At 60.4% G+C, this 26,369-nt stretch carries 24 protein-coding genes; 11 read left to right on the top strand and 13 right to left on the bottom strand.

Going from position 1 to position 26,369, the window contains the following annotated elements; genetic code table 11:
- The first annotated feature begins 10 nt into the window (after positions 1–10).
- The 3 genes from NLY36_RS06125 (at position 11) to NLY36_RS06115 (ending at position 2,443) form a co-directional block, all read left to right on the top strand.
- A complete protein-coding gene (locus NLY36_RS06125; protein WP_023681173.1) occupies positions 11–430 on the top strand; it encodes an HD domain-containing protein in 420 nt (139 codons plus the stop codon).
- Between the two features lie 331 nt (positions 431–761).
- A complete protein-coding gene (locus tag NLY36_RS06120) occupies positions 762–1,268 on the top strand; it encodes a YciE/YciF ferroxidase family protein (RefSeq protein WP_023668075.1) in 507 nt (168 codons plus the stop codon).
- Between the two features lie 128 nt (positions 1,269–1,396).
- Positions 1,397–2,443 (top strand): ATP-dependent DNA ligase, encoded by a 1,047-nt coding sequence (locus tag NLY36_RS06115; RefSeq protein ID WP_050591512.1) that lies wholly within the window; start codon positions 1,397–1,399, stop codon positions 2,441–2,443.
- A gap of 654 nt (positions 2,444–3,097) precedes the next feature.
- On the opposite strand, the gene ku is transcribed toward NLY36_RS06115, so the two are convergent.
- Complete coding sequence (gene ku, locus NLY36_RS06110) at positions 3,098–4,081, bottom strand: non-homologous end joining protein Ku (RefSeq protein WP_502882029.1); 984 nt, start codon at positions 4,079–4,081, stop codon at positions 3,098–3,100.
- Here ku and NLY36_RS06105 point away from each other — a divergent pair.
- The 5 genes from NLY36_RS06105 (at position 4,080) to NLY36_RS06085 (ending at position 13,850) form a co-directional block, all read left to right on the top strand.
- A complete protein-coding gene (locus tag NLY36_RS06105) occupies positions 4,080–4,622 on the top strand; it encodes a DUF6894 family protein (RefSeq protein ID WP_023700055.1) in 543 nt (180 codons plus the stop codon). The two genes, ku and NLY36_RS06105, sit on opposite strands and share 2 nt — an antisense overlap.
- Before the next feature lie 23 nt (positions 4,623–4,645).
- A complete protein-coding gene (locus tag NLY36_RS06100) occupies positions 4,646–5,266 on the top strand; it encodes a cysteine hydrolase family protein (protein ID WP_023687850.1) in 621 nt (206 codons plus the stop codon).
- Between the two features lie 295 nt (positions 5,267–5,561).
- Complete coding sequence (locus tag NLY36_RS06095; protein ID WP_156933214.1) at positions 5,562–5,759, top strand: hypothetical protein; 198 nt, start codon at positions 5,562–5,564, stop codon at positions 5,757–5,759.
- A gap of 293 nt (positions 5,760–6,052) precedes the next feature.
- Complete coding sequence (locus NLY36_RS06090) at positions 6,053–11,764, top strand: HAMP domain-containing protein (protein ID WP_031198412.1); 5,712 nt, start codon at positions 6,053–6,055, stop codon at positions 11,762–11,764.
- Positions 11,765–11,774: 10 nt separating this feature from the next.
- Positions 11,775–13,850 carry a PAS domain-containing hybrid sensor histidine kinase/response regulator gene (locus NLY36_RS06085; protein WP_023704642.1) on the top strand — a complete coding sequence of 692 codons (2,076 nt, stop codon included), beginning with the start codon at positions 11,775–11,777 and terminating at the stop codon, positions 13,848–13,850.
- Between the two features lie 84 nt (positions 13,851–13,934).
- On the opposite strand, the gene NLY36_RS31715 is transcribed toward NLY36_RS06085, so the two are convergent.
- Genes NLY36_RS31715 through NLY36_RS06075 form a run of 3 tightly spaced genes read right to left on the bottom strand, consistent with a single transcriptional unit; the run spans position 13,935 to position 14,876 of the window.
- The gene (locus tag NLY36_RS31715) at positions 13,935–14,363 is read right to left on the bottom strand and encodes a GFA family protein (protein WP_084026208.1); all 429 of its coding nucleotides are present in this window, start codon (positions 14,361–14,363) and stop codon (positions 13,935–13,937) included.
- Positions 14,356–14,532, bottom strand: coding sequence for a PCC domain-containing protein (locus tag NLY36_RS06080; RefSeq protein ID WP_023668086.1), 177 nt, complete (start codon positions 14,530–14,532; stop codon positions 14,356–14,358). Before NLY36_RS06080 ends, NLY36_RS31715 begins: the two co-directional genes overlap by 8 nt.
- Before the next feature lie 26 nt (positions 14,533–14,558).
- Positions 14,559–14,876, bottom strand: a complete 318-nt coding sequence (locus tag NLY36_RS06075) for a hypothetical protein (protein WP_023736045.1) — start codon at positions 14,874–14,876, stop codon at positions 14,559–14,561.
- 55 nt (positions 14,877–14,931) lie between these two features.
- Here NLY36_RS06075 and NLY36_RS06070 point away from each other — a divergent pair, with 55 nt between their 5' ends.
- Positions 14,932–15,141 (top strand): hypothetical protein, encoded by a 210-nt coding sequence (locus NLY36_RS06070; RefSeq protein WP_156933213.1) that lies wholly within the window; start codon positions 14,932–14,934, stop codon positions 15,139–15,141.
- On the opposite strand, the gene NLY36_RS06065 is transcribed toward NLY36_RS06070, so the two are convergent.
- The 4 genes from NLY36_RS06065 to NLY36_RS06050 form a co-directional block, all read right to left on the bottom strand.
- On the bottom strand, positions 15,135–16,106 hold the full coding sequence (locus NLY36_RS06065; protein WP_023736044.1) for an SDR family oxidoreductase: 972 nt from the start codon (positions 16,104–16,106) through the stop codon (positions 15,135–15,137). The two genes, NLY36_RS06070 and NLY36_RS06065, sit on opposite strands and share 7 nt — an antisense overlap.
- A gap of 183 nt (positions 16,107–16,289) precedes the next feature.
- Positions 16,290–16,931 carry a hypothetical protein gene (locus NLY36_RS06060; protein WP_023687857.1) on the bottom strand — a complete coding sequence of 214 codons (642 nt, stop codon included), beginning with the start codon at positions 16,929–16,931 and terminating at the stop codon, positions 16,290–16,292.
- A 451-nt stretch (positions 16,932–17,382) separates the two neighbouring features.
- The gene (ftsZ, locus tag NLY36_RS06055; RefSeq protein ID WP_023702103.1) at positions 17,383–18,363 is read right to left on the bottom strand and encodes a cell division protein FtsZ; all 981 of its coding nucleotides are present in this window, start codon (positions 18,361–18,363) and stop codon (positions 17,383–17,385) included.
- A gap of 316 nt (positions 18,364–18,679) precedes the next feature.
- Positions 18,680–19,549, bottom strand: coding sequence for a LysR family transcriptional regulator (locus tag NLY36_RS06050; RefSeq protein WP_023712172.1), 870 nt, complete (start codon positions 19,547–19,549; stop codon positions 18,680–18,682).
- 234 nt (positions 19,550–19,783) lie between these two features.
- Here NLY36_RS06050 and NLY36_RS06045 point away from each other — a divergent pair, with 234 nt between their 5' ends.
- Together NLY36_RS06045 and NLY36_RS06040 are read left to right on the top strand one after the other, a co-directional pair.
- A complete protein-coding gene (locus tag NLY36_RS06045; RefSeq protein ID WP_023712171.1) occupies positions 19,784–19,939 on the top strand; it encodes a YjiS-like domain-containing protein in 156 nt (51 codons plus the stop codon).
- A 142-nt stretch (positions 19,940–20,081) separates the two neighbouring features.
- Positions 20,082–21,188 (top strand): DUF930 domain-containing protein, encoded by a 1,107-nt coding sequence (locus NLY36_RS06040; RefSeq protein WP_023712170.1) that lies wholly within the window; start codon positions 20,082–20,084, stop codon positions 21,186–21,188.
- Positions 21,189–21,271: 83 nt separating this feature from the next.
- On the opposite strand, the gene NLY36_RS06035 is transcribed toward NLY36_RS06040, so the two are convergent.
- The 5 genes from NLY36_RS06035 to NLY36_RS06015 all read right to left on the bottom strand — a co-directional run bounded on the left by NLY36_RS06035 (position 21,272) and on the right by NLY36_RS06015 (position 26,299).
- Positions 21,272–22,015, bottom strand: coding sequence for a ribonuclease activity regulator RraA (locus tag NLY36_RS06035; protein ID WP_023712169.1), 744 nt, complete (start codon positions 22,013–22,015; stop codon positions 21,272–21,274).
- 23 nt (positions 22,016–22,038) lie between these two features.
- Positions 22,039–23,202 carry a mandelate racemase/muconate lactonizing enzyme family protein gene (locus tag NLY36_RS06030; RefSeq protein WP_023696298.1) on the bottom strand — a complete coding sequence of 388 codons (1,164 nt, stop codon included), beginning with the start codon at positions 23,200–23,202 and terminating at the stop codon, positions 22,039–22,041.
- A 31-nt stretch (positions 23,203–23,233) separates the two neighbouring features.
- Complete coding sequence (locus NLY36_RS06025) at positions 23,234–24,331, bottom strand: ABC transporter ATP-binding protein (protein WP_023702109.1); 1,098 nt, start codon at positions 24,329–24,331, stop codon at positions 23,234–23,236.
- 121 nt (positions 24,332–24,452) lie between these two features.
- The gene (locus NLY36_RS06020) at positions 24,453–25,343 is read right to left on the bottom strand and encodes a carbohydrate ABC transporter permease (RefSeq protein ID WP_023714612.1); all 891 of its coding nucleotides are present in this window, start codon (positions 25,341–25,343) and stop codon (positions 24,453–24,455) included.
- Positions 25,340–26,299, bottom strand: a complete 960-nt coding sequence (locus tag NLY36_RS06015) for a carbohydrate ABC transporter permease (RefSeq protein ID WP_023714611.1) — start codon at positions 26,297–26,299, stop codon at positions 25,340–25,342. The genes NLY36_RS06020 and NLY36_RS06015 overlap by 4 nt, the downstream gene beginning before the upstream one ends.
- Between the last annotated feature and the right edge of the window lie 70 nt (positions 26,300–26,369).

Raw genomic sequence — 26,369 nt, 5'->3', positions numbered from 1 at the left:
GACAGGCGCGATGAGCATTTTCTACCAGGCGGCAAAGATTGCGGAGGAGGTTCACGCGTCGCAGCGCGATAAGACCGGGCGGCCCTACATCGAGCATTGCCGCCGTGTCGTCGACGCTGTCGAGACAATCGATCAGAAGACTGTTGCCTACCTTCATGACGTTCTGGAGAAAGGCGAGGGCTGGACCCGCGCCAAGCTCGAAGAAGCAGGCTTCGGACCGACAATTACCGCGGCGGTCGATGCCATGTCGCGCAGGCCGGATGAGGAGTATTTCGCCTTTGTCCGGCGGGCTGCGTCGAACCCAGTGGCGCTCCCCGTAAAACGCGCCGATCTGGAGGACAACATCTGGCAGTCGAGGCAGGTCGGAGCGTCGGCGGCCAAATATGAAGAGGGCCTTCGCATACTTGACCAGGAGTTCTCCCGACAATAGTGCGCGCCCGGCGCTGGCATTGCATCTGCCGAGGCAGCCATCGCCTGCGAGAGCTTGCGGCGCACAGCACGTTTCGGCTCTCCTGGCCGTCAGTTTTTCCGCGCCGGCGTGCGCCTGAGGGTCCTCGCCTGGACCATGGAACGTGTGTTCGGGTCAAAGCTCCTCCGGAGATGGACCGCAGCGTCCCGAAAAGGAGTAACGGCCGGCTCGGAATCAGGAACTCCTCCGGCACCGGTGCGTTGACCAGCAAGCCGGGACGAGTTCCCGGCCTCCGCGGGTGGCGGGCGAGCCGCCGCCGGACCCGAACTTCTGCACAATGAAAGGTAAGGCCATGGGCTTCTTTTCGAAGGACATCAAGACACTCGACGATCTCTTCGTGCACACGCTGCGCGACATCTATTACGCCGAAAAGCAGATCGAGAAAGCGCTGCCGAAGATGATCGGCAAGGCAACCGATCCGCAATTGAAGGCCGGATTCGAAAAACACCTCGAGCAGACCAAAGGCCATATCGAGCGCGTCGAACAGGTGTTCGAATTGCATGGCGTCAAGGCCAAGGAGGTCAACTGCCCGGCGATAGACGGCATTCTGGAGGAAGCCGACGATGTGAGCGGCGACGTCGACGACAAGGAGGTTCTAGACGCGGCGCTGATAGCGTCGGCGCAGGCGGTCGAACACTATGAGATGACCAGATATGGCACGCTCATCGCCTGGGCCAAGCAGCTTGGCCGCAGTGACTGCGCCAACGTATTGGCCAAGAACCTGAAAGAAGAGCAGGCGACCGATCGCAAGCTCACCGAAATGGCGGAAAGCAAGATCAACATGCAGGCTGCCGAGTAGACCGTCCCAGGTCATGATGAGATTGGTTGAAATCTCATCATGACCTAACGCTGTTGGAGCATGATTTTTTCCAAAGCCGGCACCAATGCTGCGTTGAGTCGATCTCCATCGTTGTCCACGGAACTTTCATGACGGGCGAATCTGCCATCTCTCGCGATCTGCCGACGAGTGTAAAATCGTCTTTCGGCGTTGCGTTGAGCACGGCGCCGATGGAAGCAAAGGCTGCCGACACGTTGCCGGCCGATGCTGGCCGGTGGCAATACGAACCCAAATGGGACGGGTTCCGCTGCCTGGCCTTTAAAGCCGGCGCGGCCGTGGAGTTGCGTGCAAAATCCGGCAAGCCGTTAGGGCGGTATTTCCCGGAAGTCGTCGCGATGTTGCATGAACTGAAAACAAAAGAGTTCGTGGTCGATGGTGAGATCGTCATCGAAATTGCAGGCTCTCTTTCTTTCGACGCCTTGCAGATGCGGCTGCATCCGGCGGAAAGCAGGATCCGGAAACTGTCGGTCGCGACGCCGGCAAAGCTGATCCTCTTTGACATGTTGGCGACCTCCGAGGGCGCCTTGATGCAACAGCCGCTCTCGGTTCGGCGCGCTGCACTCGAACTGTTCGTAAAGTCGGCCGGGCGAAAGGATCTCGAACTGTCTCGGGCAACGCTTGATTTGGCGGCGGCAGGCAGATGGCTTGGCCAATCCGGACAAGGTTCGACCGACGGGGTCGTTGCCAAGCTTCTCGATGACGAATATCGGCCCGGCGAGCGCGCCATGGTCAAAGTCAAGCGCCTGCGCACGGCCGATTGTGTCGTCGGAGGGTTCCGCTACCTGGCGAAGTCGCGTGAAGTTGGCTCCCTGTTGCTCGGTCTGTACAATGACCAGGGGCAACTCGACCATGTCGGGTTCACTTCGACGATCGCCCGGGAGGACAGGGCCAAGCTTACGCGACAACTTGAAGCTTTGCGATCGGCTCCTGGCTTCACGGGAAAAGCGCCGGGCGGTCCCAGTCGGTGGAGCACGGAAAGAAGCGGACAATGGGAGCCATTGCGGCCCGAACTGGTGGCGGAGGTGCGGTTCGATCATGTCACCGGGGATCGTTTCCGTCATGGCACCAAATTTCTGCGATGGCGTCCTGACAAAAGCCCGAAGCAATGCACGTTCGAACAGATACTTGGAAAATGAGGCTTGGCGAAGCGTCGGCAGGTCCACACTATGGAGACCAAATCCGTCAAGCATTCGGCGTAGCCAAATCCAGTCGCATTTCACTGGCGATCTTGAACCCGGCGGCGAGATAAACGCCTTTGCAGGAGGATGCCGGACCAAACCCGTTGTTCAGTCTGTCACCACGCCTCGCTTTGGCGGATCACGGTTCTCGTCCGGATTAGGAACTGGCACTTCGTCGGGAAGAAGATCCGGCTCAGGCTCGCGTATGTCCGGCGTCCACGTCGGCGCATCCACTGGCGGCTCTTCGGTTGGCTCTGGTTTGGGGGGCACATCTATTCTCCGGGTTTCGCTTGGGCGTGGGGTTCGGCCCGCCACAGGTCGCGCGTCGCCGCGTCTGGAGGCGAAAGGGTCTTTTCACACCCCATGTATTTTTACCGATGGCCAGCGGTCCTGGGGCTTGTCGGCGCCCGATCAGAGTCCTGCGTTCCGGCTCCTTTGAGCGCAATGTTGGCATCCGCTGCCTCTGACTCTTTGAGGACTGCCCTGTCGACGTTCTTGATCTCGGCATACGGCATCGTCCTTGGTGGCCAACGGGCAACCGCGAGAATTGTTCCGAGCGATTTAGGGGCGGCTGGGGCTGCTGTGCGGACCTTCTGGCTAGGCAGTTATCAACTATGCTGTCTTGCGTTTCGGTGAGGCTCTCTTTGTGGATCTCGCCAGCCCTTCCTGTTTGAGGCTCTTCTTCAGCACCTCAGCGAGGTTGATGACATTCTCCTGTGGCCTTGGTGCGGGCTTCGGCAGCTTCTTGCCTTTGCGCTTTGCATCGATCATGGCGATCAGCGCGTCTTCATAGGTGTCTTCAAATTTCGAGGGATCGAAGGTCGTCACTTTTTTGTCAATAAGCATGCCGGCGATTTCGAGCAGATCGGGGTCGTATTTCTGCTTGGCCAATCCATCGAACACAGTGCTTTCCGAAACCATTTCGTTGTGGTTGCGAAGCTCGGTCATCACCATCCCCTTGCCATAGGGCTGAATCAGCACTTCGCGGCCGCGCTGGTAGAGCACCACGCAGGATCGAGCGGCCACGCCCTTGTTCTTCATGGCATCGCGGATCACTCCGTATGCTTCGATTGCGGCGCCGTCGGCCGGGATCAGATAGTAGGGCTTCTCGAGATAGCGCGTATCGATATCGTCAATCGATACGAATTCGCCGACTTCGAGCGTGTGCTTCGACGTCAGCTTCAACGCCTTTATGTCGTCAGGTTCGATCTGGAGAAATTCGTCCTTTTCGATCTCGAAACCCTTCACCTGATCCGCTGCATCCACCAGCTTTCCGGTCTCCTCGTCGGCGTAGACGCTCCTGACCGGCAGACCGTCCTTGCGGTTCAAAATCTTGAAATGGATCTTGGATGCTTCGCTGGTTGCGCCGACAATCTTCACGCCGCAAGTAACCGAACCAACCTTCAAGAAGCCCTTCCAGGCAGCACGTGGCGCGGCCATTTTGCGCTTATCCCGTTTCCAGCTAGGGCAACGCGTTTCCGTTCGAATTGTTCCTGCGGCGGGGGCTCGGTGCACCGTGAATGTCCGGTGGGGAAGTCCTGTCAGTCTCGACAGCCGGGCCGACGCCCTGCATCCGCAGGAACCGAACCGCACCATGAACATTGTCAGACACAGGCAGGAGAGTGTCATGCAAGTCGTTCGGACCGAAGTGGTGAATGCCAGGGCGCCAGACGGGCAGTCGGTTCGCCGGGTGATATTTTGCGGCGAGGGCGGCGACTGCGTTACGGTGGACATGGCAAACGTCGGGATACAAGCTGAAGATGACGTGCTTGCCCGCGCAAAGGCAATCCTGGTCCAGACAGCGACCTTTGATCTCGCAGCCAATGAATATGACGCGAGCAGCAACGGCAATTTCGACCAGGTCGAGATAACCTCTGCAAGCGACGGCGCCGGCGACGTATATGTCTTTGAGTATCGCGATGGCGAAACCAGCCGACGCATACCGCCGTCGAGGATGGCGAGCCTTGAGGCGGCCCGGTCCGAAGCTATCCGCTGCGCAATCGATCTTCTCGCCGACCTGCAGCCTGGCACGGACGCTCTGTCCGGCTGGCTTGTGAGGGTATCCAACGAAAACGGTGAATTGCTTTACACTGTTGATGTGGCTGAGGCCGATGCAGCGCGGCAGGCAGGCCAGTAACCCAAACCCGACGGAATCCACCAGTGGCCGCCCAAGGATTGATTCACGGACCAATAGGCGACGATGGCCTGCATCTGTGCGTCGACATGCAGCGCCTGTTTGCGCCGGGTGGACCTTGGCCCGTGCCGTGGGCTGAAAAGGTGGTCCCGGCGATCGAAGAACTGGTCGCCAGACATGCTAGCCGTACCCTGTTCACGCGCTTCATTCCTGCCGCCCGCCCGGGCGAGGCGCCGGGAATGTGGGCAAACTACTATCGTCGGTGGGCGGAGGTAACCCTTTCCAACATCGATCCGCGCCTGATCGAGCTGATGCCTCAACTTGCACGATTTGTACCGCCGGCGACGGTGGTCGACAAACACGTCTATTCGCCCTGGACCGAGGGGCGGCTCGACGCGCTGCTGAGTGGCTCCGGCGTGCGTGCGCTCGTGATCACCGGTGGCGAAACCGACGTTTGCGTTCTCGCGACCGTGCTTGGCGCCATCGATCGTGGCTTTCGCGTCATTCTCGTCACCGATGCCATCTGCAGCTCTGCCGACCAGACCCATGACGCACTGATGGAAGTCTACCATTCCCGCTTCAGTGAGCAGATTGAGGCGGCCAGCATGGCGGAGGTGTTGGAGTGTTGGCCACAACTCACTCGCTGATCTGGGGGCTTCAAGTGAAAGGGCCGACAATCGTCATTCTGGTCGGGTGGACTGTTTCAGTTGGCGGACGGCACTACAGTGAACCGGAAAACGTATAAGAACGGCACGATTGCCTGATCTGGTCGCTCGCGTGAATCAGTGTCTGGAAGCGTACAAAGCCTTGCAGAGCTATCGACAGCGCGGCCAACCGTCATAGAATGAACAGGATACAGCGCCGAAGACTAGATGCCGGCATCTAGCAATCTTTGCGAGACATCCGGCGCCTCTGCCGTCGGCCTTCCGCAGGGAGGATGATGTGCTGAAAACCGAAGTCATTGACCTTGAAACCTATAGCGCAGTCTACGCGGTGATCTCTGGCTATCGCGCTGACGACATTATCTCGACGGCGTTTGCGGTCGATGAAATCCGCGCAAGGTTTCCTGAGTGTCGCTGCGACGACGAGGAATTGTCGGGCTTATGGTCCATGCCATGTCCGGCAAGAAAATTGCCGTGAGTTTCGACCACCGGGTGGCTGCCTCGCCTTCCGAGTTGCGCAACGCAATTCATGCCTCTCTGGCAATGGCAAACGGCTATGACGTGTCGTGGTCGGCTGAAGCAGGATAAATCCACAACCGCATCATGAAAATCCGGCGTTCAAACCAAGGCGCAACCGTCGGCCTGGAATTCACGGCACGATGGAACAAAATTGAAGATGCCGCGTTTGGGGTCTTGCGGCGCGATCCACCATTGGCCGCGGGGGCAACTTTATCCGTATAAATCCATAGGGCTGGGAGTGGCGCTGTGACCGTGCAGGCATCCAAGAAGCAATTGGACCGTCGAAGCATCCTGAATTCTCTGAAAGCCTTCCGGCGCGGCGATTTCTCCGTCCGCATCGACAATGTTTATGAAGGCCTCGATTCCGAGATAGCTGAGACTTTCAATGAGATCGCTGACCTCAACGACCAAGTGACGCGCGAGTTCGAGCGCTTGAGCCGGGTCGTCGGCAAGGAAGGGCGGATAGGCGAGCGCGGCCGGGTTCGCAATGCCACCGGCAGTTGGGAATCCAGTGTCCGTTCAGTCAATGATCTCATAGAAGACATGGTTCAGCCAACGGCTGAGGTTGCGCGCGTTATCGGCGCCGTCGCCAAGGGCGACCTGTCGCAGACCATGATGGTCGAAATTGATGGCCGACCGCTGCGTGGCGAATTCCTGCGCATCGGCAAGATCGTCAACACCATGGTCGGCCAGTTGGCCTCCTTCGCCTCCGAGGTGACGCGCGTGGCGCGCGAGGTCGGTACGGAAGGCAAGCTCGGCGGCCAGGCCCGGGTCAAGGGCGTCGCCGGCACGTGGAAAGATCTGACCGACAACGTCAACGCGATGGCCACGAACCTGACCGGGCAAGTGCGCAACATCGCGGAGGTTACGACCGCGGTCGCGTCGGGCGACCTGTCGAAGAAGATCACAGTCGATGTCAAGGGCGAAATCCTAGAACTGAAGAACACCATCAACACGATGGTGGACCAGCTCAATTCCTTCGCTTCGGAAGTCACGCGCGTGGCGCGCGAGGTCGGCACTGAAGGCAAGCTTGGCGGCCAGGCGCGCGTTGAGGGTGTTGGTGGTACGTGGAAGGATCTGACCGACAATGTGAATTCCATGGCCGAGAACCTGACTGGCCAGGTGCGCAACATCGCCGAAGTGACGACCGCGGTGGCTTTGGGCGACCTGTCGAAGAAAATTACGGTGGACGTGAAGGGCGAGATTCTCGAGCTGAAATCCACGATAAACACGATGGTGGACCAGCTGAATTCATTCGCGGGCGAGGTCACGCGCGTGGCACGCGAGGTTGGCACCGAAGGCAAGCTTGGCGGCCAGGCGCAGGTGCGCGGCGTCGCCGGCACCTGGAAGGACCTCACCGACAACGTCAACTCGATGGCCGAGAACCTGACCGGTCAGGTGCGCAATATCGCCGAGGTGACCACGGCGGTCGCGTCGGGCGATCTGTCCAAGAAGATCACGGTCGCCGTGCAAGGCGAAATCCTGGAACTCAAGGACACCATCAACACGATGGTCGACCAACTGAACTCCTTTGCCTCGGAAGTGACGCGCGTGGCACGCGAGGTCGGCACCGAAGGCAAGCTGGGCGGCCAGGCAGAGGTGAGGGGCGTCGGCGGCACATGGAAGGATTTGACCGACAACGTCAATCTCATGGCCGCCAACCTGACTGGCCAGGTTCGAAACATCGCAGAAGTCACCACCGCCGTGGCGCGCGGCGACCTGTCGAAGAAGATCACCGTCGACGTCAAAGGCGAGATCCTGGAGCTCAAGGACACCGTCAACACGATGGTCGACCAACTGAACTCCTTCGCCTCTGAGGTCACGCGTGTGGCCCGCGAAGTGGGATCGGAAGGCAAGCTTGGTGGCCAGGCGCATGTCGAAGGCGTCGGTGGCACCTGGAAGGATCTGACCGACAACGTCAACGCCATGGCCGGCAATTTGACGGTGCAGTTGCGTGACGTGTCGAAGGTGGCAACGGCCATTGCGACCGGCGACTTGACCCAGAAGATCACCGTCGACGCGCTGGGCGAGATCTTGCAGATCAAGGACGTCATCAACACGATGGTCGACCAGCTCAATTCCTTCGCTTCGGAAGTGACACGTGTGGCGCGCGAGGTCGGCTCCGATGGCAAGCTCGGCGGCCAGGCCCAGGTGCGCGGCATCGGCGGCACGTGGAAGGATCTGACCGAAAACGTCAACGCCATGGCGGCCAACCTGACCGGCCAGGTGCGCAACATCGCCGAGGTAACCACCGCCGTGGCGCTCGGGGACCTTTCGAAGAAGATCACCGTCGATGTCCGCGGCGAGATCCTGGAGCTGAAGGACACCATCAACACAATGGTGGACCAGCTTAATTCCTTCGCTTCGGAAGTCACGCGCGTGGCACGCGAGGTCGGCACGGAAGGCAAGTTGGGAGGCCAGGCGCAGGTGCGCGGCGTTGCCGGCACGTGGAAGGATCTCACAGACAATGTGAACTCGATGGCCGAGAATCTGACCGGCCAGGTGCGCAACATCGCCGAAGTCACGACCGCCGTGGCGCGCGGCGACCTGTCGAAGAAGATCACCGTCGATGTGAAGGGCGAAATCCTGGAGCTCAAGTCGACCATCAACACCATGGTGGACCAGTTGAACTCCTTCGCCGGCGAGGTCACCCGAGTCGCGCGTGAGGTTGGCACCGAGGGCAAGCTTGGTGGCCAGGCGCGCGTCGAAGGTGTTGCCGGTACCTGGAAGGACCTGACCGACAACGTCAACCTGATGGCGACGAACTTGACCAATCAGGTGCGCGGCATCGCCGATGTCGTGACGGCGGTCGCGCAAGGCAATCTCAGGCGCAAACTGACGGTCGACGCGAAGGGAGAGATCGCCCTGCTGGCCGACACCATCAACGGCATGATCGAGACGCTTGCCACCTTTGCCGACCAGGTGACCAACGTCGCCCGTGAGGTGGGCATCGAGGGCAAGCTCGGTGGTCAGGCGCGTGTGCCAGGTGCCGCCGGCCTCTGGCGCGACCTCACCGACAATGTCAATCAACTCGCTGCCAATCTGACCACCCAGGTGCGTGCCATCGCCGAGGTTTCGACGGCGGTGACCAAGGGCGATCTTACCCGTTCGATCAGCGTCGAAGCCTCCGGCGAGGTCGCCGCGCTGAAAGACAACATCAACGAAATGATCCGCAATCTGAAGGATCAGACGCTGAAGAATGCCGAGCAGGACTGGTTGAAGACCAATCTCGCCCGGTTTTCGCGCATGCTGCAAGGCGAGCGCGACCTTGCCACCGTCTCGCGGCTCATCATGTCCGAACTCGCTCCTCTGGTGAACGCCCAGTATGGGGTGTTCTACGTCACCAATCGCGACGAGGAGGAATCCTATCTTGAGCTGGCGGCTTCCTATGGCGCCGAGAGCAAAGCTGCCATCAAGCAGCGGCTTGATCTGCGAGAGGGCCTGGTTGGGCAAAGTGCCGCCGACAAGCGCGCCATCATGCTGGACAATGTGCCGCCAGAATTCCTTCGGGTCACATCTGGTCTTGGCAGCGCCTCGCCAGCCAATGTCATCATCCTGCCTGCTCTGTTCGAGGATGAAGTCAAAGCCGTCATCGAGCTCGCCTCGTTCGGCGAGTTTCGTGACACACACCAGTCGTTCCTCAACCAGCTCATGGAATCCGTCGGCATTGTTCTCAACACAATCGCTGCGACGATGCGCACGGAGGGCCTGCTCAAGCAGTCGCAACTGCTGACGTCGGAATTGCAAGCGCGTCAAACCGAGCTGACAAAAAAGCAGGAAGAGCTGCATGCGACGAACGAGGAGCTGCAGGAAAAGGCGCAGCTGCTCGAGAACGAAAAGAAGCAGGTCGAAAACAAGAATCTCGAAATCGAGATGGCGCGACGCGCGCTGGAGGAAAAAGCCGAGCAACTGGCGCTCACGTCGAAATACAAATCCGAATTCCTGGCCAATATGAGCCACGAACTGCGCACGCCGCTCAATTCGCTGCTCATTTTGTCAAACCTGCTGGCGACCAATCAGCACGGCAACCTCAACGAAAAACAGGTAGAGTTCGCCCGCACCATCAATTCGGCAGGAACCGATCTTCTCAGCCTCATCAACGATATCCTCGATCTGTCGAAGATCGAGTCGGGCACTGTTTCCATCGACATCAACGATATGCCGGTGACGCATCTTCGCCAGCATATGGAACGAACTTTTCGTCAGCTGGCAGCCGACAAGGGACTTGGCTTCACCATCAAGGTCGATCCGGCGCTTCCCGACACGGTCCGCACAGATGAGAAACGCTTGCAGCAGATTGTCCTCAACCTGCTTTCCAACGCATTCAAATTCACCTCGGAAGGCGAGGTCAGCCTGAACTTCCGGGTTGAAAAGGCCGGCCGCCGCAATGGCGCGACGCAGCCGGTGAAGGCTCTCGCGATCGCCGTCACCGACACCGGCATTGGCATTCCAGAAGACAAACAGAAGCTGATTTTCGAGGCCTTCCAGCAGGCCGACGGCACCACCAGCCGCAAGTATGGCGGCACCGGCCTTGGGCTCTCGATCAGCCGCGAGATCGCTCGCTTGCTTGGCGGCGAATTGCGGGTCGAAAGCACGCCGGGTAAGGGGTCGACATTTACCCTCATCATCCCGTTCGACGGCCCCCGCGTGACGACAGTACAGTCGACCTTGGCTCCGGCGGCGGAGGCAGTTGCTGCGACAGCTCTGCTCAGCAGTCCGCCCTCGGCAGAGCTGATCGACGACCGCGATTCAATCCTACCCACCGATCGGATCGTGTTGATCGTCGAAGACGATCCGACCTTTGGCGGGTTGCTGCTTGGCCTCGCCCGGTCGGCCGGGCTGAAAGGCGTTCTGTCGACTGCAGGTTCCGGCACGCTGGCATTGGCCCGCAAGCTCGTTCCCGACGCAATCACACTTGATCTCGGACTTTCGGATATCGATGGCTGGGTGCTTTTCGATCTGCTGCGGCATGACCAGAAGACGAGGGGAATTCCCATCCATGTCATCTCGGGTGCCGAAGACATCGACAGTCTCGCACGCAAGGGGGCGTCCAGCATTTCCACCAAGCCCGTTTCCTCGGACGAGCTGATGAAGGTGTTTCAGGATATCCACTCGAAGAAGCTCCGCGTTCAGCGCCGCGTTCTGGTCGTGGACCCTGACCCGGAGCGGCGTCTGGCGCTGGTCGAGGCAATCCGCGACGGCGTAACGTCGGTCACCGCGATCGGTCGTGTTGCGGCAAATGCAGAAGACGTTGGCCTCGCCTCCTATGATGCCGTCGTGCTCGGCTTTGGACGCTCCGCCAAGGACAACGCAAAGGCGCTGGACGAGATCACCGGCCAATTCGGCGAAGCCTTGCCGCAGCTGCTGTTCTTTACGCCTCACCCGGACGCGCTTGAACAGGTACTGGCATTGAACCCGGCCTTGGCGGAAGCACCGCGGGCGGAGAACTTCGCTCAATTGGCGCTGCATATTTCGGCAACGCTGCCGGGAGAAGGTCGTCAAGAGGCCTGGGCAGGAACTGAACATAACGGCAAGTCCGATCTCGCCGGGGCGAAAGTTCTCATCGTCGACGACGACATTCGTAACATTTATTCGCTCACGAGTGTTCTGGAGACCTATGACATACAGGTTCTGCATGCCGAGCGGGGCCGTGATGGCATCGCGCTTCTTGAACAGGCGCCCGATGTCGACGTGGCATTGATCGATATCATGATGCCGGAGATGGACGGCTACGAGACGATGCGGCGGATTCGCGGCACACCGGCGATTGCTCATATCCCGCTGATTTCCGTCACCGCAAAGGCGATGAAGGGGGATCGGCAAAAATGTCTGGATGCCGGGGCTTCCGACTACATCGCCAAACCCGTCGATCTGGATCTCCTGCTGGCGCTGCTTCGTGTCTGGATCGGACGTGCCCGATCCCGTGTCGAGAGCCCGGAAAAAATTCTCCTGGCAGCGAACTGACGGCCGTTCGATGCAAAAGCTGGCAAGAAACAGGGTAAGGAAACTTGAGGTGGCAGCTCTTGCCGAAGGGCCGGCAAGAGCCCGTATCCTGGCGGTGGACGACGATGAGCGCAATCTGCTGGCGATCAGCGAAGTGCTCGCGACTATCGGAGAGGTCATCTGCGCCCAATCGGGCGAAGAGGCTCTGCGCTTTTTGCTGAAAGAGGAGTTCGCCGTCATTCTCCTGGATGTCCTCATGCCAGGGTTGGACGGGTATGAAACGGCCGCACTTATCCGCCAGCGCGAGCAATCCAAGCGCACCCCAATCATCTTCTTGACCGCCATCAACAAGGAGGATGCGCATATGCTGCGCGGCTATGATGCCGGCGCGGTCGACTATGTGTTCAAGCCATTCGATCCGATCATGCTGCGTTCGAAAGTCGCGGTTTTCGTCGAACTCCACGAGAAGACGCTCGAGATCCAGCGCAAGGCGGAGGTCGAGCAGGGACTATTGGCGCAGGCGTTGCAGGCGCACAAGGACAAGCTTCAGGCCGAACGCGCGCTGCGCAGCGCCGAGCAACGGCAGGATGCCATCCTGAATTCGTTGCCGGTCTGCTTTCATGCTCGGGCAGCCGAGCCACCCTTCGCGGCGCGCTTTGTTACGGAGGGCGTCGAGCGCTTGACCGGCTTTGCGCCTGAATACCTGACATCGGATCCGGAGTTCGGTCTCAACCGCGTTCATCCCGACGACCTGCCGCGATTGAAGCAAGCGCTGCTGGCGGCCAAAACCACCGGCTCCTATACGTGCGAGTTCCGCTGGCATTGCGCCAATGGCGAGTATCGCATTTTTCTCGACCAGGGCGTGATGTCGGACGGGTCAGATGGCCGTGAACCGGAAATTATCGGCACATTGCTTGACATCACGGAGCGGCGCGGTCTTGAGGATCAGCTGCTTCAATCCCAGCGCATCGACGCTATCGGCAAGCTAACCGGCGGCCTGGCGCATGATTTCAACAACCTGCTCGCCGCAATTCTCAGTGGGTTAGGGCTGCTTGAACGCCGGGCTACGTTGGATGATCAGGCGCAACAGGTACTCGACCTGACGCGGCGTTCTGCAAAACAAGGCGCTGACCTTGTCGCGCGAATGCTGGCATTCTCGCGGCGCCAGACCCTGAAGCCGGAAGCGGTGCGCCTTGCTGCGCTGGGCGACACGATGAACGGATTGGTGGCGCCCGTGCTGGGGGGGTTGATCCGTTTCGACTGGCAGATCGATGACACGATCTGGCCGGTGCATGTCGATGCAGGCCAACTTGAATTGGCCTTGATGAATCTGGTTTTCAACGCGCGTGACGCCATGCCCTCTGGCGGGACAATAACCGTGCATGCGCAGAATCGATCGATCGGGACGCCAACAGAGGATATTCCGCCGGGCGACTATGTCATGATCGCCGTCAAGGACACCGGATCCGGCATACCCCCCGATCTTGTCGCCAAGGTCGTCGAACCGTTCTTCACCACCAAGCCGGTCGGTAAGGGAACGGGCCTCGGCCTCAGCACGGTCTACGGCTTCATGAAGCAGTCAGGTGGGACACTTCGCATAGAAAGCGTCGTCAACCGCGGAACTACCATGCAACTCTGGCTGCCACGATCGACCGAACAGCCGGTCGATCCTGTGGTGGAACCCGACATTGAACGAGCGTTCGCCGATGCCGGGATGGAGCACCCATCAATCCTCCTGATCGACGACAGCCATGTTTTGCGGCAATTGACCGCCGAGTCCCTTCGCCAGCGTGGTTTCGAGGTGACCTGCGCGGGAGGAGGGGCGGAGGCGCTGGCCATGATGGAGCGCACTCCCGACGAGTTCGACGTCATTATCACCGATTTCGCCATGCCACTCGTATCCGGCGTCGACGTGATCCGCTTCGCGCGCAATTTGCGCTCGGACTGGCCAGCGGTCATGATCACGGGCTATGCCGATGCCCGGGAGATTGCCGATCGGCCAGCCGACGTGCCCTTGCTCGGCAAGCCCTTCCGGGACGAGGATCTGTTCGAAGCGATTTTCCTCGCGATAGAGAATGCGGCCCCCCAAAGGATCAAAACCGGCTAGCGCTTAGGGGTTGTCAACGGTCTGGCCACGTCGCAAAGGGCCGCATTCCTGATCGGCAATCTTGGTCATTCGCAACAGGCGGCGCTACCAGCGTTCCTCGGTGTCGCGGTCCGGTAGGTCTATTCCGCAGCACACCCAACCAAGGCGCTGCGCTGAACCGTAGTTGTACCGAGGCTCCCGGTGAGCCGGATCATCGAAAGTACCGACGTGCAGCGCGATCTCGGTTGGCGATGCGTCGTAGCAAAGGCTGAGCGGCGACCCGCATTCTGGGCAGAAGCCTCTTTGCGCAATCGGCGAAGACCTTCGATATGTTGGCTTTCCGGAATTCCAGGTCAGGCTTTGGCAGGGCATCCAGGCAAGAACTGCAAACGCGCTGCCGGTCGCTCGTCTGCACATATCGCAGTGGCAGTAGTGAATCCTCGGTTCGATCCCGACGCTGAATCGGATCCTGCCACAGAGACATCCGCCATGGATGGCCAAGGAACCGGGCAGGCGCTTGCCAACCTCACGCATCAAGATCGATCAAGGCGGCGCCGAACGCTCCGATCGCAGTCAAAGAGGCACTGCCGAGGTTTTGGTCGGTTGCGAAGGCTGTCAGCGCGGCGAAGGCTTCTTCGCCGAGGTCGAGCACCACGACGAAAATTCTTTGCCCGCTGACCTGATTAGCGAGCTTGGGTTTCATGGCGTTCCGAATCTGTTGCGGAGCAGTTAATGGGCATGGTGCTCGGCATTCCGCTTGCGGGTTGCCGCTGCCTTCTTTGCCGATTCCGATCGGCTTGCGGCTGACCGTGAAGCCGATGCCTTGCCGCCGCTTTTCCCACCCTTGTGGGCCGCGGGGTGTCCGGTGTGTTTACCACGACCCGAGCCGCCTCCTTTCTTGCCGCCGCCATCGTCCTTGTTGACGGTCGCCCATGCCCGGCGCTCGGATTCCTTCTCGGAAACACCGCGCTTTTCATAGCCTTCGGCAATGTGGTCGGCTTTGCGTTCCTGTTTGTCGCTGTATTTCGATTTGTCGCCTCGTGGCATGGTCGTTCTCCCGGCTCAATGATGTTTGAACGGGATGCCGGCGGGAGAGTTCCAAGTGGAAATTCAGAAAACTGAAACGCGGGCGAGGATTTCGACCAACACGGGCCGTGGCGGGTGCCGTGAAGCGGCGGCGCACGGCACCGATCACGCTTTTCTTGAAGCGATCGAGCGCGGCAAGCGTCTCCCTGGAGACGACGTCGTCGCGTGCCAGCGCGCCGTCTACTCGGTAGCCAACGCAATGAAATACGTTCCGCGACCTCAGTAGCCACCGACCACCGGCAGGATCTCTCCCGTGATGTAACTCGAGCAATGCGACGAGGCGAGGAACACGTAAGCCGGGGCAAGTTCTTCCGGTTGCGCTGGCCGTTTCATCGGCGTATCCGCGCCGAATTTCGAGACGTCGTCGGCTTCCTTGTCCGAAGGGTTGAGCGGCGTCCACACCGGACCTGGCGCGACCGCGTTTACCCGGATGCCCTTGCCGACCAGATTGCCCGAAAGCGCTCGCGTGAAGGCATGAATGCCGCCCTTGGTCATCGAATAGTCAACCAGTTGCTTGGAACCGTCGATGCCGGTCACCGAACCGGTATTGATGATCGCGGAGCCCGGCTCCATGTGCGGCACGCTCTCCTGCGCCATATGAAAATAGCCGTAAAGATTGGTCTTCAGCGTCGTGTCGAAATGTTCCTCGGTCAGGTCGTTGAAGTCACTGGAATGGATTTGGAAAGCGGCGTTGTTGACCAGCACGTCGATCCTGCCGAATTTTTCGACCGTCAGCGCCACGGCGTTGCGGCAATGCTCGCGTTCACTGACATCGGCTTTTATCAGTATGCAACGCCGGCCTTCCTTTTCGACGGCGTTTTTGGTCGCTTCGGCGTCCCTGTCTTCACTCAAGTATACGATCGCAATGTCGGCGCCCTCGCGGGCGAACAAGACTGCCACCGAACGGCCGATGCCGGAATCACCACCCGTGATAAGCGCTACCTTGTCGTCGAGTTTTTTCGATCCGAGGTAGTAAGGCGCATCGTAGAGCGGAGCGGGCTCGATCGCCCATTCATGCCCCGGTTTGGGTTGATGCTGCTCGGGAAAAGGCGGCTCGGGATATTTGCGGGCGCCGGCTTGCATCGCTTGTTGCATTTTGCCATTGCTCTTCGTCTCGTCTTTGGCGTCGATACCACGCTGGATATGGCGTTGCTTGGCGGCTTCAGCTGAAGTCTGCGACTTAGTCTGCATGGCTTTCTCCTGTGCTCGGAGAACGAACAACGCATGCCGGGCAAAAAAGTTTGCGCAAATATCTCGATCCCGAAAGGGCTCGCCATTGCGAACAGCCTGCGAGGAGCGTGGAGCATTGGTCGTCAATGAGACCGGAATTGCCATGCCGGTGGCGTTCAGACAAACACCACATTCGTTACCCGCTCAAAGCACGCTCTTTTCAGAACCATAGGGTTTGGCAATGCGGACCATGCCTTTCGTCCGAAGGCGCTGGTATAAATAGAAAATCGTCATCAAGCCGATTGCTGTTCCGGCACCAAGACACAGCGCGAGCAATAGTTCTGCACCGACACGAAACGCAAGCAGAGTAACGCCGGCCGCAGCGACGATGGCATTTATGAATGCGATCATAGTCGCTGCAGTGGTCAGGTACGCCAGGAGAGGCCCAGTACGAAGAGAAGGTTCGGCGTCATTTTCGGGCCAGCGACCGAATTCCTTGGAAAACTGGAAGGCAGCCTCGTCGCCCAAAGTTCGATAGTAGGCTCTGATCCGGGCAATGCCGATATGGGCCTGCATGTTCTCAGCGGCGATGTCGACCAACCTCAAGACGGTAAAGGCACCCAGTAAAAAGACCGATGGCAGCACAACCGCGACAAACGGCAGGAAGAACTCGGAGGACTGCGTAACAAAGCCCGTTGCCACCAGAGCGCTCGACAGAGACATAATGTAGATGGTCGTTCGCGACGCCATTTCACTTATGGACGTGCTGATCGCTGTCTGCTGCACGAAATGCTCTGTCGTCAGGGCCGCGAGAAACGAAGCATCGGGTATCGGCGTGTCAGCCATGGAGTATGCTCCTGTCGGGTCGACCTGAGTTTTTCTTCGATATAGTGCTTGCGAGGCTGGCCGCCACTGGATGCTCCCGACGCCTGACCCATGCCGGTTTATTGTGCCATATCCAGCGAGCCCGCATCACCGATCAGAAAGGGCCGATCATGTGGTCAGCAGATGCTGGCCATATCGCAGGCGAAATGTCTGCCGTGGTCAATCTGTATGGCCTCCTGTTGGGGATCGTGGTCGAAGCGCATTCGCGGCGCGGTTGCAGTTGGAGCGGTTCCGCGGCGGCGCTGACGCGAGTTCGCGCATTCGTGGCAGCTGCCTCGAAACAAATTCGGTCTCTAGGCCGGCAACGCGAATTCACCGGCAAGTTCAATGGTGCGGCTTGCGGGCCGACTTTTCGGTGGCGAAGCCCATGACCACGTCCACCAGAGTCATAAATCAGCAGCCCGGATCCTGCCTACTGCGGTATCTCCAGGCCCTGCCGCAATCCTGTCGCGACGACTGAGACCCTGAATTTTCCGGCGAGTGCCCGGTCGAATATGGCGCCGACGATGATGTCGGCGTCGGCGTCGACCTCCTCGCGGATGCGGGTGGCGGCCTCATCGACTTCGAACAGCGTCATGTCCATGCCGCCCGAGATCGAGACCAGGACGCCCTTGGCGCCGATCATCGAGGCTTCGTCGAGAAGCGGGTTGGCTATCGCCGCTTCGGCGGCCTTCCTGGCGCGGTCCTCGCCCGTGGCTTCCCCGGTACCCATCATTGCGCGGCCCATGTCGCGCATCACCGACTTCACGTCAGCGAAGTCGAGATTGATCAGCCCCTCCTTGACGATGAGATCGGTTATGCAGCCGACGCCGGAATAAAGGACGCGATCAGCCATGGCGAAGGCGTCCGCGAAAGTCGTCTTTGCGTCGGCGATCCTGAAGAGGTTCTGGTTCGGAATAACGATCACGGTATCGGCGCATTCGCGAAGCTGCTCGATGCCCTCTTCGGCGGCTTGCATGCGGCGCTTCCCTTCGAAGGTGAACGGCTTGGTGACGACGGCCACGGTCAGGATGCCGGCTGCCCGTGCAGCGTTCGCTATGACGGGCGCGGCACCGGTTCCAGTTCCGCCTCCCATGCCGGCGGTCACGAAGCACATATGGGTTCCCGCAAGGTGGTCCCTGATCTCGTCGATCGATTCCTCGGCTGCCGCGCGGCCGACCGCGGGCAGGGACCCGGCGCCCAAGCCTTCCGTGACATGGGCGCCCAGCTGGATCAGCCGCGATGCTTTCGACATGGTCAGTGCCTGGGCATCGGTATTGGCGACGATGAACTCCGCACCCTGCAGATTTTCGGCAATCATGTTGTTGACCGCGTTGCCGCCGCCACCGCCCACACCAATGACGGTTATCTTCGGCCGCATTTCCGAGATGACGGGCCTTGCCGCGGTGCTCATCGTCTTGTCTCCTTGGAATTGATCGACAAAAGGTCCCGGAACGCGCCGCTTGAACACGCCAGGTGCAAGAATCAGGTTCTATCGCCTTGGCACAGGGAATCAGAGGGTGAACTTTGCGGCAAGACAAGATGTGGGACTTGTATCATATACGCCTGAATGAGCCGACCTTTTGAATGGGTCTAGTCCAATGTTCCGGAATTCGCTCGGCTTCTGGCCAGCGAAAATCCACAATCCGGGATCCAACCCCTTCAAGCTTCACGCGCCCGCCTCAAGCGCGAGAACCTTGAGAATCTGGCGGCCGATCGACGCCTGACGCTTAGCGGATCGGCATCTTGCCGCGAAACAACGGCTGATGGGCCCGCATCAGAGCGGCAATCCGGTCGGCAATCTTTCGTACTGGCGGGGAGTGGCGTTCCTCATGATGGGTGACGATCCACTGGTCGGTTTCGAGTTCGGGGATAGGCTGAGCGACGCGAACCAGCCGCGGATCGCTGTCACCGACGAAGCACGGAAAGATCGAAAGGCCGGCGCCTGCGGCCACCAATTCGCGCACTGAATGGGTGTTGTTGCCGCGCACGGCGATGCGGTCGCCGTGATGGGCTTGCAGCCAGCGCGCCGAGGCAATGTTTGCCCCTTCGCCGGTGACGCCGACGAACAACCCGGCGGCGATGCCGTTGATCAGGTGGCGTCCGGAATAGATGGCATACGCGACCTTGCCGCTCTGACGGCCGGCCAGCCACTGTTCGGTCGGGCGCTCGCTGCGGATGCCGATATCGGCGGCGCGGCGACCGATGTCGACCCGGTCGGTGGTGGTGACGAGTTCCACCCTGATGCCGTCATCGACGGTCCAGATTTCGCCGATATGGGCCGAAACGAAGGCCGAGGTCCATGGCCCGGCCGAGACGCGGACAATGCGGTCGGGCAGGTTTCCCTCGCGCCAGCGGGTTAGCGACTGCATTGCTGCTTCGACGTCTTCGGCGCGCCGCAGCAGTTCTTCACCGACCGGGGTTAGTCGGTAGCCGGTCTGCTGACGTACGAACAGCGCTTCGCCGATCTGCTTTTCGAGCGCGGTGACGCGTCGTCCGAGTGTGGCTGCGCTGAGGCGCGTGGTTGCCGTCGCCGCGCTCAGGCCACCCAGCCGCGCAACGTCGAGAAACAACCGCAGATCGTCCCAGCCAATATCCATTTTGCAGAAATGAAAAACTCCTTGCGACCGTGGCTGTAGCGCGAAGCGGACATCATGCGCAAGTATGCAGCCGTTGGAGGCGCTGGAAATTCCTGCCCTGGTGGGACAATGACAGGCACCTCGGTTGGCCAGGAAGTCAGTCCAATCCTTTGATCGTGCATACGCTTTGCGCGATTGCTTTGCGTTTTCGACCAACTCAAGAGCGTGAGGTATTTCGCTCTCAAGGAGACGATCATGTTGCATGAACTTCGACACCGTTTCGCCCGCTGGCTTGCCTATCGCCAGACGCTTGCGAGCTTGAGGCGGCTTCCGGACAGCATATTGGCGGATGCGGGCCTTTCTCGCGAAGAGATCCGCGAGCGTGCCCGCGACGCCAGCCTGCGTCGCTGAGATTGGAGGCGGGCATGCAGAGAATGGAGCCGGCGGCGAGAAGCAATCAGGCGTCGTCTCCTCACTGCTGAGCTGCGGCTGAATTGTGCCAATGCAGTGGCCATGCTTGATGCGGCCGCAGTTTCGCTCCACATCGAAAGGGATGAAGACCGAGACATCCGAGCGGCGGCGGACTTTGCTGTGGGCCTTGCCCGCATCGCTGGTCCTGCACGCGCTTATCACTGCGTTCCTGGTCTACGGCCTGCCCATTCCTCCCGAGCAGCCGCAGGAGGAGCAACCGGTGAACGTCGCGCTCGTGCCGCCGCCCGAACCACCTGAAGCGCAAAAGCAACCGGAACCGAAAGTAGAAAAGCCTGTAGCGGAAAAGCCGCCGGCGCTCGAGGTGCTGAAACCTGTATTCCAGTTCGGCGACAAGGATACCGGCCCCAGGAAATCCCTGGATGGAGCCAGCGCGCAGGATAATTCGCCGACACCGGTCAAGGACAAGGATACGAAGCCGCCAGGTGAGCCGAAGGACGTCGAGAGCAAACCCGCCGCGTCGCCAGACTCCGGGGAGCCGGCGGGTACGACCAAGACCGAGGAGAAGCCGGCAACCGCAGCCTCCGAGCCGACCCAGGAGAAGCAGGCAACCGAGGACGCGAGCAAGCAGGGAGCAGACAAACAAGAGCCGCAAGATGCTGACAAGCAGGCAGCCGCGACGCCGTTGGCTGCCCCCGGCGATGATGGTGAGATCGAGCTTCCTGCATCGGCCCAGGCGCCGAAGGCCAGGCCCGAAAACGCGCCGAAGCGCAGCCCTGCAAAGGTCTCGAAGCCTGGAGGCGGAGGCGCCAGGAAGCCTAGCTCCACGGAGGTGGCCTCAGCCGGGGCTTACTCGGGCCTTCCGGGCGTCCGCGAGCTCTTCTCGCACGGCGCTACCGGCAATGCATTCGGCACCACCGCGACCGACGGCATGTCTCGCGGTGAGCGCGTTGCCACACTTTGCGCCAACGTGTTGGCCGAGGAGCTGAAGGGCGCCGAGTTTTCTCCCGAGTGGCTACCAATGAGACCGCTGAAGTCGGGCAATATTGTTATAGATCCGGATGCGGCCTTTCGCGCAACGATCGGATGGTACCATGTGAGCTTCCGGTGTGAGGTCGACACCGACGCGACGCGAGTGTTGTCCTTCGACTCTCGTGTCGGGTCTGCCGCCTCGCCAGCCGAAAGCGCTCAGCTTGAACAGGAACTTCGCCGGCAGCATTCGGGGGGATAGCCTGCGCGTTATCATGCCCACGCGCTGGGCGCCTGGTTTATGTAGCACCAAGGCGCTGTGATTGGGTGCCGCGTGGTTGCATCTCAATCCGCCGGGCGGTTGGCCTTGCGCCACTCCTCATATTCGCCGCGGGCATCGTCATGCAGCGGATAGTAGCGCTGCAGCGGTGCGCCCTGCATCAGCTTCTCTCGCGAGAACTCTTCCCAATCGTGATGCTTCTGGGATTCTTCGATCACCTTTGCGGCCATTGCGACGGGAAGCACAACCGCCCCGTCGTCGTCCGCCACTATGATGTCGCCGGGGATCACCGTGACACCGCCGCAGGCGATCGGAACGTTGACTGCGTTCGGATAGATGCTGGTTTGCACATGGTAGTTGGGCGTCCAGCCGCGCAGCCATAGCGGCAGATCGAGCTTTTCCACATTCGGCCGGTCGCGCATGCAGCCGTCGATGACGATGCCCGCGCCGCCTCTGCCCTTGAAATAGGTCGACATCATATCGCCGAAGACGCCCGAGCTCATGTCACCGCGCGCGTCGACGACGACCACATCGCCTTCCTGCGCGTGATAGAGCACGTGCCGGTGCAGTTGCGTTTCCGGGTCGGCGTATTCTCCCTCGCTGAAGAGGTCCGGCCGCTGCGGCAGGAACTGCAGCGTCAGCGCCGGCCCGACGATCGACTTCCCATGGTTCTGCGCCACCGGACCGACCATGTGAGGATTGCGGAAACCCATATGGCCAAGCGTGCCGGCGACCGTCGCGGCGCCGATTTCCCTCAGGGCGTCAATGAGGTCTTTGGGCGGTCGCGTGATGTCAGGGATATGCGTCATCGTGGACTCCGGTTGAGATGGAACTACCAGTTCGTAACAGACCCGTCCCGGCGCCTGAGGTGAGGCGCTTCCCAGAAACGGAAAGCCTCCGCCTGGACCGCCGCTTCGTTGACCTCGACGCCGAGGCCCGGCAGGTCGCTGACCGGATAGTCGGGACCGTCGAGCCGTGGCTGCACGGGGAAGAAGTCGGAATTGTCGAAGCCCAGCTTCGTCTCGGGTTCCCTGGTCTCGAGCCACGCGAAGTTGGGTACGGCGGCGGCGAGATGCAGGGTCGCGGCCGTGCACACCGGACCAAGCGGATTGTGCGGCATCAGGTCGACATAGTGCGCCTCGCTCCAGCCGGCGACTTTCATCGCCTCGGTGAGCCCGCCGACATTGCAGACATCGAGACGGTTGAACTGATGGATGCCGCGCTCGATGTAGGGCAGGAACTGCCACTTGCTGGCAAATTCCTCGCCGATGGCAAAGGGAATGTCGGTCATCCTGCGCAGGGATTCGTAGGCTTCAGGTGTCTCGTCGCGGATCGGCTCCTCGAGAAAATCAAGCACGCCGCGGCCGAGCTTGTTGCAGAAGCTCGCCGCCTCTGCCACCGACAGCCGATGATGATAGTCGATGCCGAGGACGACGTCGTCGCCCAGCGCCTCGCGCGCCTTGTTCAGCATGCTCGCGGTAGCGCCGATCGACTCTCGGGGTTCGAAGATGTCCCTGCTGCTTTGCCCTACGGGGAAGAAGCGGATCGCCTGCCACCCCCGTGCGCGCAGCTCCCGGGCTCGTTCGATGGCGACGTCGCCCTCGGTCTCGTCTCCGGTCGAGGCGAAGGTGGGGATGCGGTCGCGCTGCTTGCCGCCCAGCAGTTCGTAGACAGGCACCCCCAGCGCCTTGCCCTTGATGTCGTGCAGGGCGACGTCGATGGCGGAAATCGCCGCCTGCAGAACGCGCCCGCCTTCGAAGTACTGGCTGCGATATGCCTCCTGCCAGATCCGCCCGATCTGCATCGGGTCGCGGCCGATGAGAAACTCGCGATAATGCTCGACCGCGCCGGCAACGGCCTTTTCGCGCCCGCTCAAGCCGCTCTCGCCCCAGCCGAAGACGCCTTGGTCGGTCTCGATCTTGACGAGCATCTGATTACGCGTTCCAACCCATACAGGATAGGGTTTGATCGCGGTGATCTTAAGCTTTTCAGTCATCCCCAACGTTCCCAATGAACCCCGTCTTGTCTCAGCCGGCCTTGAGGGCCAGTTCAGTTTCGCCATCGAACAGATGCAGCCGCTCCTGGTCGAACTCGAGCCAGATCTGCTCGTCAGGTGCGACGGAGATGTTGGGGGACACGCTGATGTTGACGATGGCGCCTGACAGCAACGCCTGCACGAAGGTGACGTCTCCGGTCGGCTCCACTGTATAGGCCTTGGCCGGGACGCTGCCTGGCGCCGCGCTCTTGTGGAGCCTGATGGTCGAGTGACGTGCGCCGAGCACGACTTTCCTCGACGTTGCCCCCGCAACCTTCCGGGCGTTGAGGGGCGAGAGCTCAAGGCTCCAGCCCTCCGCGCCGGTCAACGCAGTGTTGCCGTTTGCTGTCGATGCCTCCAGTGGAACAAGGCTCATCGCCGGGCTGCCGATGAAGCTGGCGACGAACATGTTCACCGGATGGGCAAAGACCTGCGCCGGAGAATCGTATTGCAACAGGTAGCCGCCGTTCATCACCGCCATCTTGTCGGCCATGGTCACGGCTTCGAGCTGGTCGTGCGTGACATAGATGATGGTCGCCTTGAGGTCCTGGTGGAAGCGCTTGATCTCCGAGCGCATCTGGACGCGCAGTTTGGCGTCGAGGTTGGAGAGCGGCTCGTCCATGAGGAAAACGGCAGGGTCGCGGACGAGGGCGCGCCCCAAGGCGACACGTTGCTGCTGCCCGCCTGAAAGTTCGCGCGGCTTGCGCTCGAGCAGGTGCGTCATGTCGAGCACGCGCGCCGCTTCCTTGACCTTCCTGTCGATCTCGTCCCTGGGCAGCTTGCGCATCTGCAGCGGGAACGCCAGGTTCTTGTAGACCGATTTCTGCGGGTAGAGCGCGTAGTTCTGGAACACCATCGCGATGTCCCGGTCCTTGGGGTCGAGGTCGTTGACCACGCGGTCGCCGATGACGATGTCACCCGATGTGACCGGGATCAATCCCGCGACAAGATTGAGCGTGGTTGTCTTGCCGCAGCCCGAAGGGCCGACGAGCGCAACGAACTCGCCGTCATTGACCGTCAGCGAAACGTCGTTGACAGCTTTGAAGCCGCCATAGGTCTTGACGAGATCTCTCAGGACCACGTGGGCCATCGGCAACTCCCTACGGCATGATGCCGAAAAGTGTGAAGCGGTTTTCGGACGACATCATGCTCTATCTCTTTGATTTAGAGCCGGATGATTTCAGGTCGAACAGACCTGAAATCATCCGGCTCTAGTGTTTGACCGCGCCTTCTGTAAGGGCGCGTACGAAGTATCGTTGCAGGAGGAGGAACAGCACCACGACGGGCACGCTCATCATGAAGCTGGCCGCCATCAGGCCCGGAAAGTCCGTCGTATTCTCCGAGAAGAAACGTTGTATGCCGACCGGCAGGGTCAACTGCTCGTTCTTGGAAAGGAAGGTGTAGGCATAGATGTACTCGTTCCAGGCGCCAATGAAGGAATAGATAGCTGTGGCGATGATTCCGGGCGTCGAGAGAGGCATCACGATCAGGATGAAGGCCTGGAACCGGGTCGCCCCATCGATCCGCGCCGCCTGCTCGAGCTGCACCGGAATGTTGTCGTAAAAGCCCTTGAGCAGCCAGATCGCCAGCGGCAGGCCGAAGGTGAGATAGGTGAGAATGAGCGAGCCATGCGTGTTCACCAGCCCGATCGCGCGCATCAGGATGAAGAGCGGCACGAGAAAGATCACCGCCGGGAACATGTTGCGCAAAAGCACGGTGAAGAACAGGAAGTTTCGACCGGGGAAACGAAAGCGCGAAAAGGCGTAGGCCGCAGGAACGGCCACGATCACCGAAAGGATTGTGGTGACGGTCGACACGTAGAGGCTGTTCCAGAAAAAACGCAGGAAGTCCTGGCCGACGCTGTTTTGCGGATCGAGCAGCTTTTGGTAGCTGGCCAGGGTAGGCTCTTCCGGCCACCATTGCGGTGGGAACTGCATCGCCGCGAAGCCGGACTTGATCGAGGTGATCAGCATCCAGATCATCGGCAACGCGGTGTAAAGCAGCATGAACACGAGGAAGATGCGCCCGGCCCAACGCCATCCGTCGATGCGCATGCGGCGCCGGGCCGGACGTCGAGGGACTGTCTCGACGATCGTGCTCATGCGCTCCCCTCTTTGCGCTCGTTGCCGGCCAGCGCACGGACGTAGAAGTAGCCCAGCACCATCAGCATGAGGAACAGGAGTACCGAATAGGCCGATGCGACGCCCCATCGCTGCCGGCCGAAGGCGAGCTCATAAATGTGGGTGATCCAGATGTGCGAAGCGTTCGACGGCCCGCCACCGGTCATGATCCACGGGATGATGAAGGAATTGAAATTGGCCACTGCGAGCAGCAGGATCGTCACCGTCGAGACGTTGCGCAGATGCGGGAAGGTGACGTGCCAGAAACGCTGCCATGCATTGGCCCCGTCGACTTCCGCGGCGCGCAACAACTGGTCGGGGACCGTCTGCAAACCGGCCATCATCATGATCATGGCAAACGGAAACTCGCGCCAGATATTGACGACGATCAAGGAGGGCAGCACCGTGCTGACGTTGTCGATGAAGTTCGGCGGCCGGTCAGCCAATCCGAGGCCGACCAGCACCGCGCCGATGATGCCGAAGTCCGAATGGTAGATCCACTTCCAGATATAGGAGGCGGCAACCGCGCTGATGACCCAGGGAATGATCAGGATAGCGCGCAGGACACCCCGGCCGATAAACTCGCGGTGGAGGGCCAGCGCGGCGGCAAATCCCAAGGCAAAGGCAACGAAGGTAGATGCGATCGTCCAGATCAGGGTGTTCAAGGTGACTTTCCAGAACACCTGACTGGTGACGATGGCCGTGTAGTTGTCCAATCCGATAAAGGTCTTGTCGCGGAGCTGCAGGCCAGGCGGCGTCTTAAAGAACGACAGCTCGACCGTGTAGTAGATCGGATAGGCGATGACGATGAGCATCACGGCGATCGCTGGAAGCACGTAAGCGTAGTCGGCGCGATGCTCCCAGATATTCCGCAGCACGCCGGAGCTACCGGGTTGCAATCTTCGGCGAGCCTCGGCCTTGCCGGTCACGATCGTCACGATGGCGTGCCCTTGTTGTTAGGAGCAAACCGGCTGCACGCACTGTCGGCACAGCCGGTCGGATCGCAGG

This window comes from Mesorhizobium sp. C399B (assembly GCF_030323185.1).
In the GTDB taxonomy this organism is placed as follows: Bacteria; Pseudomonadota; Alphaproteobacteria; order Rhizobiales; family Rhizobiaceae; genus Mesorhizobium.
The sequence above is the reverse complement of the archived record's forward strand: the minus strand, read 5'-3'. Positions and strand labels throughout refer to the sequence as shown.